Genomic DNA, 12,673 nt, shown 5'->3' with positions numbered 1-12,673 from the left:
GCTTGCGCCGCGAAGTCCTATCAGATACCGGCCAGGTCGGCGGTATCCTTGGCGATCATCCACTCTTCATTGGTGGCCATCACCAGCGCGGTGGTGCTGCCCGGCTGGCTGATCACGCCGGTGTTGCCGCGCACGGCGCGCTCGTTGGCGGCCGCGTCCACGGCGAAGCCCAGCACCTTCATGTGGTTCAGGGTCTTCTCGCGCAGCAGGCTGGAGTTCTCGCCGATGCCGCCGGTGAACACCAGCGCGTCGATGCGGTCCAGCGAGGTGGCCAGGCCGCCCAGCAGGCGGGCCAGACGGTGGGCGAACATGTCCAGCGCCAGTTGCGCGTCCACATTGCCTTCCGCCGCCGCTTCTTCCAGAGCGCGACAGTCGCTGGACACGCCGGAAATGCCCAGCAGGCCGCTCTGCTTGTTCAGCAGATTGTCAATGCCGTCCAGATCCAGGCCTTCCTTGCGGGCGATGAAGGTCACCGCGGCCGGGTCGATATCGCCGGAACGGGTACCCATGATCAGGCCTTCCAGCGGGGTCATGCCCATGGTGGTGTCCATGCACTTGCCGTTCTTCACTGCGGAAGCGGAAGCGCCGTTGCCCAGGTGGGCGATCAGGATGCCGTGATTAGCCGGGTCCAGCTTCAGCTCGGCCACGGTTTCGCCGGCGATGAAGCGGTGGCTGGTGCCGTGCATGCCGTAGCGGCGCACGCCGTATTCTTTGTAGAAGCGCTGCGGCACGGCGTACATATAGGCCGGCTTGGGCATGGTCTGATGGAAGGCGGTGTCGAACACCACCACCTGCGGCAGCTTGGGGAAGGCTTTCTGCGCGGCGCGGATGCCCACCAGGTGGCCCGGGTTGTGCAGCGGCGCCAGCGCGCAGCATTCTTCGATGCCGGCCAGCACTTCGTCGGTGATCAGCGCGGACGCCTGGAAGCGCTCGCCGCCGTGAACGATGCGGTGGCCGATGGCGACCACGCTGTCCAGCCACTCATGCTCGCCCATGAAACGGGTCAGCGCTTCCATCGCCTCGGCGTGGCTGCCGCCGTTCAGCGACTCCGTCTTCTTGCCTTCCGCGGTTTTGAAAATGATGCGCGAATCCGCCAGGCCCAGGCACTCGGCCAGACCGGACAGCAGCGGCTCGCTGGAGCCCTTGGGCAGCAGCGCGAATTTCAGCGAGGAACTGCCGCAGTTGATCACCAGAATTTCAGAAGATGTCGTCATAATATATCAGCGATTCATGATAGATAATTCGATAAACAAGCAGCGCCGCTCCGGGCGACGCTGCCAGCCAAAAACCACCGGCCGGAAGGCGTTCAAGTCACCTTCAAGCCTTTACAGGAAAACAACTCGCGGGCACGTTTGACTTGCTCCGGCGTGGGAATCGGCGTATCCGCCAACTGGTATTCCATGCCCAGCTTCTGCCACTTGTCCATGCCCAACTGATGGAAGGGCAACACCTCCACCCGCTCCACCACACTGCCCAGGCCGGCGACGAAATCCGCCAGCCTGCTGATGTCCTCGTCGCCGTCGGTCAAACCCGGCACCAGCACGTAACGCACCCACATCTTCTTGCCCAGGCGTTGCAGCCGGCGGGCAAAGTCCAGCGTCGGCTGCAAGGGCTGGCCGGTCAGCGCGTGATAGCGCTCCGGGTCCGAATGCTTGATGTCCAGCATCACCAGGTCCACCGCGTCGAACCACTCGTCGCTCACCCGCTCGTGCAAAAAGCCCTGGGTATCCAGCGCCGTGTGCAGGCCGAAGCGGCGCTTGGCCTCGCGGAACAGCGCGCCCACGAAAGCGTCCTGCATCAGCGGCTCGCCGCCGGACACCGTCACGCCGCCGGCGAACTTCAAAAAACGCGCGTACGGCTCCAACTCCGCCATCGCCTGCTCCACCGTGGCCTGGCGGCCGTTGTGCAGCTTCCAGGTATCCGGGTTATGGCAGTATAGGCAGCGGAACTGGCAGCCCGAGGTGAAGAAGACAAAGCGCATGCCAGGCCCATCCACCCCGGCCCCGCTCTCCGTGGAGTGCAGGTAACCCACCACGGATTCGGGAGACATGGCGTGTTCTTGCGGGACCGTGTCCACGGCGGTTTGGGTATCTGGCATGCGTTTGTGCTCCTATGGCCGACAGAGGCCGGCCCTTAACAGGCCGCCTTTTAAAGCATAGTGCGCGGTTCCGAACGGGGGCGAGCCCAAAACGCCAGAGCCGAACACAAATGTTATTTTACGAACACATTTTATATTCTAAAACGAAAATATGTGTTTGATACAGGTCAAAAGCGTACATTGTGATGTGCGCACGCCACATCCTCCCACACCCCCCACCCGGCAAACCCTTGATTTACGTGGAGTTCTAGTTAAAACAGTCGTTAGTTTTACCTTGCACTGCAATATTTCCGCTCGTTCACGAACATCGTCATAACACGCCGGGGGCATAAACCCGGCCTCGCAAGCGCCGGACCGCGGCTGAGCTGGATCAAGGCAAGCCCCGTTTTTGCAAACGTCATGACCGCCACCTATTATGCCAAAGGGATTCCACACCTTCGGTAAACCGCCATGAACGCACTGCGCCTCGCCCTCAAAAGCGTGATCGAATATCCGCTGCCCGCCTCCAGCCAAACCCATGAAGTGGCCGCCATCGGGGCGGACCTGCTGCTGATCTCCCAACAGCCGTCCGGCGCCCTGGTCAAAATGCGCGTGGACCCGCACAGCGGCCAGCCGCGCGCCGCCGTGTCCCACGTCATCGACAATCCGTTTTCCGGCCTGCACGGGCTGACCGTTTCCAAAACCCACCCCGGCTGCCTGTGGGTGACGCTGCAATTCCAGTCCGAGCTGCTGCTGATAGACCCGATAGCGTCTGACCTCACCACGCCGCCAAAAATCCTCAAGCGGGTGCCGCTGCCGCCCCCGGCGCGCGGCCCGCACGTGGTGGCGGAAGACGGCGACATCCTGTGGACCTCCTGCAAGGACAGCCATCACATCGTGCGCATCAACAGCCTCATGCCCGCGGACGCCACCCTCTATCCCTGCCCGCCGCGGCCCATCTTCGTCCAGCTCCATCCGGACAGCGGCGACGTGTACGCCACGCTGGACCAATCCAGCCAGCTCTACCGCATCCCGGCCAACGGCGACGCGCCGGCCGCCATTGCAATCCCCGCCGAACACGGCAACACCCCGGTGGGCATGGTGCCGGGACCGGACGGCAATCTGTGGTTCGCGCTGCTGGGCAACGCCTCCGGCGGCAACGGCGGTTTTGGCCGCGTGCTGGCCGGCGGCGAGATCGACTGGTTCCAGCTCACCACCGCCCCGGCCGCCGGCGCCGGCTTCATCCACCTGGGCTTTCCGCCCGCCGCCGGCCCGGAGCCGCGGCTGTATCTGCTGGCCTCGTCCATGGCCTGCGCCAACGCCCTCAACGGCGTGGTGCAAGTGAAGATGAGCGCGGACTACAGCCGCGTGGAAGCGCAACAAACCATCGCCTTCCCCTCGCAGCACAGCATGAGCCACCGCGTGCTCAGCACAGTGCACGGGCTCTACGCCACCGAACTGGGCGCCTGCTGCCTGGCGCATCTGCGCCCGGCGGAGAATCGTTACGGCGAAGGCGTCAATGAAATGGCCGACCCCTATTCGCTGTGGGGCTGCGGCATACCGGAGGGAGAAGTGCGTTATCCGGGAGCGCACCGGGAGGAATAGCGCCTGGCCATGCCCGGTCTGGCGAGGCCTTGACGGCAGGATACACATGAACGACTCCGGCCCCGCAAACAGCCCTGTCCAGTGACGGGCGCGCCTGCGGGGCCGGAGCCGTTCAGCCATGCGGATCCATGCGCTGGCGGCTTAGCCGGAGATATCCCGCCTTACCCGTCGCAAATGCTGCTCAACGTAAAAGGCCGCGGCATCCTCATCGCCGATGATGATGGATTCGTAAATCAGCTGATGTTCCGCAACGTACAAGCCAATACGCTCCTCGTCATAGATGCCATCATCGCGCAAGCGCTGCCAGAGAGGCTGCGCCATGGCTTTAGCCACCTCATCCGCGATGCGGACCATCAGCGCATCGCCGGTCATCACGGCAAGTTGCCGGTGGAACAAGCGGTCGCTTTCGCTCCAGAGCACTTGCTGCGCCGGAATGTCTATGTTTTTGACCCCCTTCATTTGCGCCAGGTAATACTCCGCCCTTTCATCGCGCTGCCCTTTTCTGGCCGCCATGCGGGCAATGGCCGGCTCTAGTATCAGCCTAACTTCCAGCGTCGATATCGGACTGTCGTCCGCCTGCCCGCGCTCGTTTGCGGGCACGGCTTGCCGCAGCCGTTGCAAGGCATCCTGGCAGACATAGGTGCCCGATCCGCGGCGCGTCATCACCAGTTGCTGATTCTGCAAAGCGCCAATGGCCTCCCGTACGGCAGGCCGGCTCACGCGGTAGCGGGCGGCGAGCTCTCTTTCCGAGGGCAGCCGCGATTCAGGAGGAAACTCCCCTCCAACAATGCCGTTGCGGATCTGTTCAGCAAGCTGCTCATAGATGGGAAGCGGCTGAAAGTGGCTCTGTTCCAGAGTACTGGCATCCATTCTGGTTACCCCAAAACCAATTTGTTGTGAATTGGTGACAATTACGACCATGCCCCCGCCGCCGCAGCAGAAGCCCTTGTGACGCCACCCCTAAATTGGTAACTTACAAAACAAGTTAACGATATAACAAGGTAATTTTAAGACCAATTTTATGGATTCCGGCAAAAACCCCAAGGGTAAACCGTGGATTTGGTCTGAATTTTGCCACTTATCGATGAGGGAGCACCATGTCCATCCCCGTACTGCCCGCCTCCGCAACCAAGAGCTTGTTGCCGATGGCCGATCTTTGTCAGGCCCTGTCCCTTGCCGCCGCCGAATACACGGCAGGGCGGATCGTCAGCCCGGAGCGGCAGGTGCTGCCCTTGCGGGGCGACGCCGTGCTGCTGTCCATGCCGGCCAGCGCCAGCGATATCGGCATTCACAAACTGGTCAACGTGTGCCCGGACAACCTCAAGCAGGGCCTCCCCACCATCCATGGCATCGTCAGCGTGTACGACGCCCTCACCGGCCAGCCGCTGCTGATTCTTGACGGTCCCACGGTGACCGCCCAGCGCACCGCCGCCATTTCCATGTTGGCGATCAACAGCCTGTACGCCGGCAGGCCGGCCGCCATCGCGCTGATTGGCGCCGGCAAGCAGGCCTCCGGCCATCTGGAAGCCATTGCCGCCCTGTTCCCGGACATCCGCGTGGATGTGCATGGCCGGGAAATGGCGGACAGCGCCGAATTCTGCCGCCGGCACGCCCCCCTTCCCTTAGCGCTACGACCATGCCGCGGCCGCGTAGCGGACGATGTCGGCGTGGTGATCACACTGACCACCAGCAAAGCGCCGATCTACCACGAGGACGCCCGCAGCAACCGGCTATTGGTGGGAGTGGGAGCGTTTCGTCCGGACATGGCCGAAATCGGGCCGGCCGCCATCGCCGGCAGCCAGCTGTTCTCTGACGACCCTGTCGGAGCACGGCATGAAGCCGGAGACCTGATCCAGGCGGGCGTGGACTGGAACGCCGTGCGGCCCTTGGCTGAGGCGATAGCAGGACGCTACGACGCCAAGCGCCCGCGCCTGTTCAAGAGCGTGGGCACCGCGGCCTGGGATTTGGCGGCGGCGCGCTGCGCGCTGGCGCATTGGAAGGCCGGTTAGCCGGGCGGCAACGTCCAGTTAGCCAAGAGCCGCTAACAAAACCGCGCAGCGTACCTGAGCCAAGGCGCGCCGACGCAGGCAGTACAAGCCGTACGACAAGGAGGCGCAACGCTGGATCAGGGGTTTTGTTAGCGGGTCTAAACGAACGGTGCGCCAACGCACCCGGTGATAAATAGGAGGAGTGAACACATGAATCCATTGCCTGCGGATTTTGTCATCGAGACCGTGGAAATGCACACCGGCGGCGAGCCGGTGCGCATCGTGCTCAACCTTGGCGACAGGATTCAAGGAGCGGACATCCTGGCCAAACGCCGTTTCATGAGCGAGCGCCTGGACCCCCTGCGCCGCCTGCTCATGCATGAACCACGCGGCCATTACGATATGTATGGCGCGGTGCTGGTGCAGCCCTCCATGCCAAACGCGGACCTCGCCGTGCTGTTCACCCACAACGAAGGCTATAGCACCATGTGCGGGCATGCCGTGATCGCCCTGGCCCGCTTTGCGGTGGATAGCGGCAAAGTGCCCGCCGTGGCGCCGCTGACGCGGGTGGGCATCGAATGCCCATGCGGCCTGGTGGAAGCCTTGGTGGAAATCCAGAACGGCAAGGCCGGCGCCGTGCAATTCGAGAGCGTGCCCGCCTTCGCCTTTGCCCTGGACCTGCCCGTCACCGTGCCGGGCATCGGCGAAGTGGTCGTGGATATCGGCTACGGCGGCGCCTTCTACGCGGTAGTGGCCGCCGAAAAACTGGGCGTGTCGCTGGATGGCCGCCTGCGCGAGCTGGTGGACGCCGCCTCCGCCCTCACCCAGGCGGTGCGCGACGCCATCGCGGTGCGCCACCCCATTGCCGACGACCTGAGCTTCTTGTACGGCAGCATCCTCACCGATGGCCGCGAGCGGGCCGCCGATGGCGGCAGCCGCAATGTCTGCGTCTTTGCCGACGCCGAAGTCGACCGCAGCCCCACCGGCTCCGGCGTCACCGCGCGCATGGCCATCCGACACGCCAAGGGGCTGGTCGCGCCTGGGGAAACCTGCGAATTCCAAAGCCTGACCGGAGCGCTGTTCAGCGGCACAGTGATCCGCCAAGCCCAGTTGCCGGGCCATGACGCGGTGACGGTACGCGTGGCCGGGCGCGCCCACTACAGCGGCAAAGCCAGTTGGTCATTGGAGCCTGACGACTTGATTGGCCGGGGCTTTCTACTGCATTGAACGCTTGCGTGGCGGCCCCCAGCCGTGAAAATGATGGCGCGGCCAGCCATCAAAACAGAGCAGCGCAAAGGAGACACGCATGAAACAGCAGCATCCTCGCAGCCTGATCGCCCTATTGGCTCTTGGCGGCACGATCACCCTCTTCGCCCTCAGCCCCGTCCATGCCGACACCGTGGTGAAAATAGGTTTCTCCTCACCTTTGTCCGGCCCGCAATCCCACTACGGCAAGGACAATGAGAACGGAGCCAAGCTGGCGATCAACGAGCTGAACGCCAAGCCCATCACCCTCGGCGGCCAAAAAGTGAAGTTCGAACTGCGGTCCGAAGACGACCAGGCGGACCCGCGAGCCGGCACGCAAGCCGCTCAACGCCTGATGGATGCCGGCGTCAAAGCGGTGATCGGCCACTTCAACTCCGGCGTCACCATTCCCGCCTCGCGCATCTACGCCAAGGCCGGCGTCCCGCAGCTGTCGGTCTCCACCAACCCCGCCTACACCGCCGCCGGCTACAAAACCGCCTTCCGTCTAGTGGGTAGCGACAGCCAGGTGGGCGGCGCGCTGGGACGCTATGCGGTACAGCAGCTCAAGGCGCAGCGCATCGCGGTCATCGACGATCGCACCGCTTACGGCCAGGGCATTGCCGACGAATTCATCCAATCCATCACCCGCCTGGGCAAGCCGCCGATCAAGCGTGAATACACCCATGACAAAGCCACCGATTTCAGCGCCATCCTGACCGCGCTGAAGGCGCAGAAACCGGACATCGTGTTCTACGGCGGCGCGGACGCCCAAGCCGCGCCGATGGCTCGCCAGATGAAGCGCCTGGGCATGAGCGCCACCTTGATGGGCGGCGACATGCTGAGCACCGAGACCTTTATCAAACTGGCCGGCGCCAATGCGCTTGGCCACATTTCCGCCGTACCCGGCGGGCCGCTGGAAGCGCGGCCGGCAGGCAAGGCATTTCAAACGCGCTACCAGGCCAGTTACCAACAAAACGTCGTCCTGTTCGCCCCGCACTTCTACGACGGGGTCATGATGGTGGCCGACGCCATGAAGCGCGCCAACTCGCCGGAACCGGCCAAATACCTGCCGCTGCTGGCCCAAACCCGCTACCCGGGCGTCAGCGCCGACTTCAGCTTCGACACCAAGGGCAATCTGAAGCAAGCGCCGGTGACGATCTCCGCGGTGGAAGGCAATGCCTGGAAGGTGCGGTCGGTGGTGCAGTAAGAACCGGTTTACGATCTGCTGCGCGTCGGCGATACCGCCTTGCCTCAGATTCTTTGCGCGGTTTTGTTAGCCGTTCTCAATTCGCCCGCGTCGCGGACGCAAACCCCGGCCAAGCGCCAAAGCTGGCGGGCGGCTCGCCGCCGCCCGTCCCGGATCAACCCTCGATCACCAGCAGGTCTTCATAGAAAGCGCCAAACTCGCCGGACGGATCGGCAATCTGGATTTCCAGAATCCACAAACCGGTGTCCGGACATTGGGCGAAATCGCCCAGGCTGCCGGCCTTGTAAATGGCGTGCGGAAAGTCCGATACCCGGTGGCCCTTGATGTCCAGGTTCAGCCGCCAGCCCATTGCCTCGGCGCGCTCCGCCGCGTACTGGTACAAGGCCGGGCCGGCCAGGCGCTCGCGCCGCCATTTGTCCGCCACCTCCTGCCACAGCTGGCGCGCCGCCTCGGCACAGGCCTGCTTGCGCGCGTTGTCGCCGACCACGAAGGTATCGCCGGCGTCGCCCTCGTGGCCGTCCCAGACGATGCCCAGATCAATGAAAAAGATGTCGTCGTCCAGCAGCACATTGTCCGGGTCGATCTGCTGCTTGAAGATCTTCAGCGTGCTGCGGCCAAAGCGGATGATGATGCCGTGCCAGATGCGGTCCATGCCCATGCTTTCCAGCTCAGCCTTGGCCAAATCCTTGGCCTGCTGTTCGGTCATGCCGGAGCGGATCTGCGCGGCGATGCGCCGCACCGCCGCCATGGTTTTGTCGCGGGCGACGATCATTTTGTCCAGGGAGAAAGCGCTGCCCACCGCTTCCGGAGGGAGAGAGACTGTGGTCATAAGAAATGCCCTGTCTTAAGAACCTGTTTGCGATCTGCTGCGCTGCATGAGAGGTGACATGGTGAGTACCGCTTTGGAATGCTCATATACCACGAGTACATTCTGCTTCCTCAGCCGGTTTCACCTGGTCTCGCTCTTGCTCGCGAGAACGTAAACAGGTTCAAAAAATAAAGTGATGAAATGGGCAGTGAAGTATACCGCAACGCAGCAGAATCATGACATTCAAATCACGGACAAATCCTCCTGCCAGCCCCTGCCCTCGCGCCCCCGCTGGCTTGACCCTGCCCGCCCACTCGGTAACAATCGCCGGGTGCTGTTATTCACGGCACCGGGATTGGCATCCCGCCCAGTAACCAACGGACATTGCGCTTACCGCGCATGCCCGTATTTCTCCATGGCTGCGCCAAAATCGGCAGGCTCGTGGTGGGGGAGCGCCCCGCGCTCGCCGGTTGGTTACTCCGGTTATGCCAATCCTGCCACGCGCCTGCCAACTCCCGTCTGAATACCTGGCAGGTGGTTTATCTTGTGTCAGCGCAGGAGAAACACCATGTCGAAAACCTTTCCCACTCGCCGCCGCTATCGCCAAGCCTCGCTGGAAGCGCGCGAAACCCTGCTCCCCTTCGTGTCCCGACGCCCAGGCCGGCCGCAAGCCGATTACTGGCAGATGCCGGCCGCCCACCCGGACTACGCCGCCGACTGCGCCTATGGCCGCGAATGCGGCGCTCACTTCGTCCAATGGCTGAAGGATAACCCCGGCTATTGCGGCCAAAGCCTGCTGGCGCGCATCACCCGCGACATCGACTTCCGCAAACCGGAGCAGCGCGGCTACCGAGTGGGCTTCTTCAACTATCTGGAAGCCATGCTGACGCTGGCCGCGCGCAAGGTGGACGTGTTCGAGCATGTTGACGAACTGCACCGCCAGCAACAGGCGCAGATCAAACGCAAGAATATGGAAAACCGCGCAGTGCGGAAGATAGAGAAGAAGTAAGGAAGAACGAACCCCGGCTTTGGCCGGGGTTTGGTTTGGGTTTGAAATTTGCTTGAGGTAGTAAATGATAAGCTTATCGCGGTTTACAGCCCATTACTGACATTCAACACCGAGCCCAATGCACAGCCGCTTGCAACTGATGGGCAGAAATTCTGCCTATAGACAAAAGCTCACAATGTCTTCTAGTGCGTCAAGAAACATGAAGCTGAGCACTGGACCGCAGTCATATCAGACTTCTGGCTACAGAAACCTCACACCCCCAAGAGTTGAACCAACCATACCAAAAATCATTAACTATACTTAACGCTCATGACCTCACCAAATTTATCCCCAGCGACCACCCCAAATATTATTGATCCTGCAGGGTACTTATCAAGCAATGTGCAGCTTCGCCTCAACACATCTTCACGCCACTCCAAATCATCAAAATATTCGGCATACTCCAATGGCAGCCCAATTAAAAGTGTAAAGTTTTGAAGACGACCCTCATTTACTTCGAGATAACCACGAAGCAAAGCACTCACTACTGATGGAGGAAAGGATCGGGCCGAAAAATTTGCTATGAATTTAAATTCATAGCCAAAGACATCTCCCTCATCGTCCACAATGAAATCAGGAAAGCTTTTTGTCTGCATTACAATGGCATAAGGATGTCTAGACTGAAGCCATCTTTCTGCAACATCCTCTGCAGAATAAGTCCCACTGAAACTCCCCCCCATTTTCCTTGCAAACGGCGCGAGCTACTTTTTCCCATTGGCGGGTCAACCGACACCCCAGAATCTCCTGACCATTGCACAAACCCAAAATCAGGACTTAAGGCATCCCCCCCGTCAAAGCAGCCCCCCCAAAAGAGTTTTTGGTTGAGATTCAAAAAGCGACGATTGCTCAGCAGGAGTTGAAAACTCCTTTACTTGCTCAACAGCCTCTGCTGTTACCTCCGTCGCTTCCAAATAGGTTTCTGCATATTTTAAAAACTGATCGGCGCTGTACATCCAGAATCTTTCCACACTAGATTTTAGGGTAATTTCCTGAACTAGCTCAGGCAATGGCCCTAACGTCCTGGACTCATCGAGCCACCACCAGTCTGGCTTCTTGTCTCCTGTAATGAAAATAACATTCTTGATTTTTTCTTCGTCTGCATGCGACATAAGCTGCTTCCAAACAATCAAATCGCCATACTTCCTAAAATAAGTAAGCCCCCTATCTCTAAAGACACTTTCGCTCTTATTTTTCACATCCGAAAAGCCTGGTGGAATTTGCTTATCAAATCGGTCTTGTCCATCGACCACAAGCGCATCAAGAGCGGCCTGATCAGCTGGCGGAGGACCAACACGACCATCAAGCAGTTTACATATTTCCACGCCGATAGGATCACTAAGACTAATTGGAGGCAGTTTGTTACATGCAAGCTGAACAGCCTCTGATAGTGCAGCATGTGCAGCTTGAACGGCAGTCAGACGATCCTGAATATCAGAAATTCCAATATTACGTTTCTCTAGCTCAATACTATTTACTTCAGAATTTATCTGACCACCGGTCTTATTGATTGTTTGAAGAAGCTGTTCAACCCTCTGGTTTGCCTGCTTTATTCTCGAAAAACGATTTCGATGAAACTCAAGCCCGACTTGATAAGGAATCCAAATTCTGTCACTGATTTTTGACAAAACGGAAAAGAAAACATTTCGAACATCCTCTGGGTAACTATATAAATTCAGCAAGACATTAGTATCAAAGATGAAGACCCCTTCACTCCACAGGGTGGAAAAATCATCTTCAGTCGGACTGTAGTAACCAGGAAAAACACTTCGCATCACACGTCCTTTAGACCCTAACAAAGTTGCGCAAGGGCTATGTATATACATAAACAACAATCATTACTTTGCGCAAAATACATAAAGCAGCAAGGCTATAGACATAACTATCAAGATCTATTTATTAGCGTTCTAAACTAGGAGGTGGGGGCTTTAGCCGTTGTGAAAGTGCGTAGCAACAGCAAGATAGACAGCGGCAAACAACCAGCAGACTCAACTCGCTCGCACACTACTGCCCGAAGCTGGCCGTCAACACCCCTCACACCTAAAGCACACACTTCTCACCCCCCCCTCCTCGCTACCTCAATCCCAGCAATATCAATCTTCACCCTCCCCATCATCGCGTCGAACACCCGCTTGGCGGCGGCGCGATCCGGATCGGCCAGCGCCTCGGTCAACGCGCGCGGGGTGATTTGCCAGCTCAGGCCCCATTGATCCTTGCACCAGCCGCAGGCGCTAGCCTGGCCACCGTTGCCGACGATGGCCTGCCATAGGCGGTCGGTTTCGGCCTGATCTTCGGCGGCCACCCGACCAGAAGTAATGACATATAAATTATAACACTTTATAGCACATGGGCATTTTTTTGCGGCATTGATCCAAAACAGCCGCGCATAAAAAACCTCCTCAGCCGCGACATCGACTTCCGCAAGCAGCAACGCAGCTACCAGGCGGGCTTCTTCAAGCATCTGGAAGCCATGCTCACGCAGACCGCGCGCAAGGTGGACGTGTTTGAGGACGTTGACGAACGGCATCGCCAGCAGCGGGCGCTGCTCAAACGCAAAACCCTGGAAAGCCGCGCGGCGCGGCGGATAGAGAAGAAGTAAGGAAGAACGAACCCCGGCTTTGGCCGGGGCTTGGTTTGGGACGTGACGCTTTCTGAAATAATAATTGCTTAGCTTGCGGCCTCTTACGCCCCCTAGCTG

General features: G+C 59.9%; 13 protein-coding genes. 6 read left to right on the top strand and 7 right to left on the bottom strand.

The features are described 5' to 3' along the window. Nucleotides 1–20 precede the first annotated feature (20 nt). Both HQN78_RS03435 and pflA read right to left on the bottom strand, forming a co-directional pair. Nucleotides 21–1,214 (bottom strand): acetate/propionate family kinase, encoded by a 1,194-nt coding sequence (locus HQN78_RS03435; RefSeq protein ID WP_043594375.1) that lies wholly within the window; start codon nt 1,212–1,214, stop codon nt 21–23. Between the two features lie 92 nt (nt 1,215–1,306). After that, nucleotides 1,307–2,098: a pyruvate formate-lyase-activating protein gene (pflA, locus tag HQN78_RS03430; RefSeq protein WP_235087924.1), complete on the bottom strand. Its 792-nt coding sequence runs from the start codon at nt 2,096–2,098 to the stop codon at nt 1,307–1,309. A gap of 450 nt (nt 2,099–2,548) precedes the next feature. Here pflA and HQN78_RS03425 point away from each other — a divergent pair, with 450 nt between their 5' ends. Next, a complete protein-coding gene (locus HQN78_RS03425) occupies nt 2,549–3,682 on the top strand; it encodes a hypothetical protein (RefSeq protein WP_235087922.1) in 1,134 nt (377 codons plus the stop codon). Between the two features lie 141 nt (nt 3,683–3,823). Here HQN78_RS03425 and HQN78_RS03420 read toward each other — a convergent pair whose 3' ends face one another. Further along, complete coding sequence (locus HQN78_RS03420) at nt 3,824–4,603, bottom strand: FadR/GntR family transcriptional regulator (RefSeq protein WP_235087920.1); 780 nt, start codon at nt 4,601–4,603, stop codon at nt 3,824–3,826. Nucleotides 4,604–4,779: 176 nt separating this feature from the next. On the opposite strand from HQN78_RS03420, the gene lhpI reads away from it, so the two are divergent. The 3 genes from lhpI to HQN78_RS03405 all read left to right on the top strand — a co-directional run bounded on the left by lhpI (nt 4,780) and on the right by HQN78_RS03405 (nt 8,122). Continuing rightward, the gene (lhpI, locus tag HQN78_RS03415) at nt 4,780–5,691 is read left to right on the top strand and encodes a bifunctional Delta(1)-pyrroline-2-carboxylate/Delta(1)-piperideine-2-carboxylate reductase (RefSeq protein WP_235087917.1); all 912 of its coding nucleotides are present in this window, start codon (nt 4,780–4,782) and stop codon (nt 5,689–5,691) included. Between the two features lie 189 nt (nt 5,692–5,880). Next, nucleotides 5,881–6,897, top strand: coding sequence for a proline racemase family protein (locus tag HQN78_RS03410; protein ID WP_235087914.1), 1,017 nt, complete (start codon nt 5,881–5,883; stop codon nt 6,895–6,897). Between the two features lie 79 nt (nt 6,898–6,976). Continuing rightward, the gene (locus HQN78_RS03405) at nt 6,977–8,122 is read left to right on the top strand and encodes a branched-chain amino acid ABC transporter substrate-binding protein (protein WP_235087912.1); all 1,146 of its coding nucleotides are present in this window, start codon (nt 6,977–6,979) and stop codon (nt 8,120–8,122) included. 154 nt (nt 8,123–8,276) lie between these two features. Here HQN78_RS03405 and HQN78_RS03400 read toward each other — a convergent pair whose 3' ends face one another. Beyond that, on the bottom strand, nt 8,277–8,951 hold the full coding sequence (locus HQN78_RS03400) for a M24 family metallopeptidase (protein WP_235087910.1): 675 nt from the start codon (nt 8,949–8,951) through the stop codon (nt 8,277–8,279). Between the two features lie 547 nt (nt 8,952–9,498). Here HQN78_RS03400 and HQN78_RS03395 point away from each other — a divergent pair. Further along, complete coding sequence (locus tag HQN78_RS03395) at nt 9,499–9,939, top strand: hypothetical protein (protein ID WP_107800132.1); 441 nt, start codon at nt 9,499–9,501, stop codon at nt 9,937–9,939. Between the two features lie 290 nt (nt 9,940–10,229). Here HQN78_RS03395 and HQN78_RS03390 read toward each other — a convergent pair whose 3' ends face one another. From HQN78_RS03390 to HQN78_RS03380, 3 genes are all read right to left on the bottom strand, one after another. After that, on the bottom strand, nt 10,230–10,574 hold the full coding sequence (locus HQN78_RS03390) for a hypothetical protein (RefSeq protein WP_235087908.1): 345 nt from the start codon (nt 10,572–10,574) through the stop codon (nt 10,230–10,232). A gap of 195 nt (nt 10,575–10,769) precedes the next feature. Then, nucleotides 10,770–11,750, bottom strand: a complete 981-nt coding sequence (locus HQN78_RS03385; protein ID WP_235087906.1) for a PIN-like domain-containing protein — start codon at nt 11,748–11,750, stop codon at nt 10,770–10,772. A gap of 281 nt (nt 11,751–12,031) precedes the next feature. Then, nucleotides 12,032–12,436 (bottom strand): VOC family protein, encoded by a 405-nt coding sequence (locus HQN78_RS03380; protein ID WP_235087903.1) that lies wholly within the window; start codon nt 12,434–12,436, stop codon nt 12,032–12,034. A 9-nt stretch (nt 12,437–12,445) separates the two neighbouring features. On the opposite strand from HQN78_RS03380, the gene HQN78_RS25420 reads away from it, so the two are divergent. Next, the gene (locus HQN78_RS25420) at nt 12,446–12,574 is read left to right on the top strand and encodes a hypothetical protein (RefSeq protein WP_255360666.1); all 129 of its coding nucleotides are present in this window, start codon (nt 12,446–12,448) and stop codon (nt 12,572–12,574) included. Nucleotides 12,575–12,673 lie beyond the last annotated feature (99 nt).

Source organism: Chromobacterium sp. Beijing (assembly GCF_021496765.1).
Taxonomy (GTDB): Bacteria; Pseudomonadota; Gammaproteobacteria; order Burkholderiales; family Chromobacteriaceae; genus Chromobacterium.
This window is presented reverse-complemented; position numbering and strand designations above follow the sequence as displayed.

Excerpts from the sequence above, each read along its gene's own strand:
- HQN78_RS03395 (WP_107800132.1), top strand. The coding sequence starts at position 9,499 with ATGTCGAAAACCTTTCCCACTCGCCGCCGCTATCGCCAAGCCTCGCTG.
- HQN78_RS25420 (WP_255360666.1), top strand. The coding sequence starts at position 12,446 with ATGCTCACGCAGACCGCGCGCAAGGTGGACGTGTTTGAGGACGTTGAC.
- lhpI (WP_235087917.1), top strand. The coding sequence starts at position 4,780 with ATGTCCATCCCCGTACTGCCCGCCTCCGCAACCAAGAGCTTGTTGCCG.
- HQN78_RS03420 (WP_235087920.1), bottom strand. The coding sequence starts at position 4,603 with ATGGTCGTAATTGTCACCAATTCACAACAAATTGGTTTTGGGGTAACC.
- HQN78_RS03435 (WP_043594375.1), bottom strand. The coding sequence starts at position 1,214 with ATGACGACATCTTCTGAAATTCTGGTGATCAACTGCGGCAGTTCCTCG.
- pflA (WP_235087924.1), bottom strand. The coding sequence starts at position 2,098 with ATGCCAGATACCCAAACCGCCGTGGACACGGTCCCGCAAGAACACGCC.
- HQN78_RS03410 (WP_235087914.1), top strand. The coding sequence starts at position 5,881 with ATGAATCCATTGCCTGCGGATTTTGTCATCGAGACCGTGGAAATGCAC.
- HQN78_RS03380 (WP_235087903.1), bottom strand. The coding sequence starts at position 12,436 with ATGCTTGAAGAAGCCCGCCTGGTAGCTGCGTTGCTGCTTGCGGAAGTC.
- HQN78_RS03400 (WP_235087910.1), bottom strand. The coding sequence starts at position 8,951 with ATGACCACAGTCTCTCTCCCTCCGGAAGCGGTGGGCAGCGCTTTCTCC.
- HQN78_RS03390 (WP_235087908.1), bottom strand. The coding sequence starts at position 10,574 with ATGCAGACAAAAAGCTTTCCTGATTTCATTGTGGACGATGAGGGAGAT.
- HQN78_RS03405 (WP_235087912.1), top strand. The coding sequence starts at position 6,977 with ATGAAACAGCAGCATCCTCGCAGCCTGATCGCCCTATTGGCTCTTGGC.
- HQN78_RS03425 (WP_235087922.1), top strand. The coding sequence starts at position 2,549 with ATGAACGCACTGCGCCTCGCCCTCAAAAGCGTGATCGAATATCCGCTG.
- HQN78_RS03385 (WP_235087906.1), bottom strand. The coding sequence starts at position 11,750 with ATGCGAAGTGTTTTTCCTGGTTACTACAGTCCGACTGAAGATGATTTT.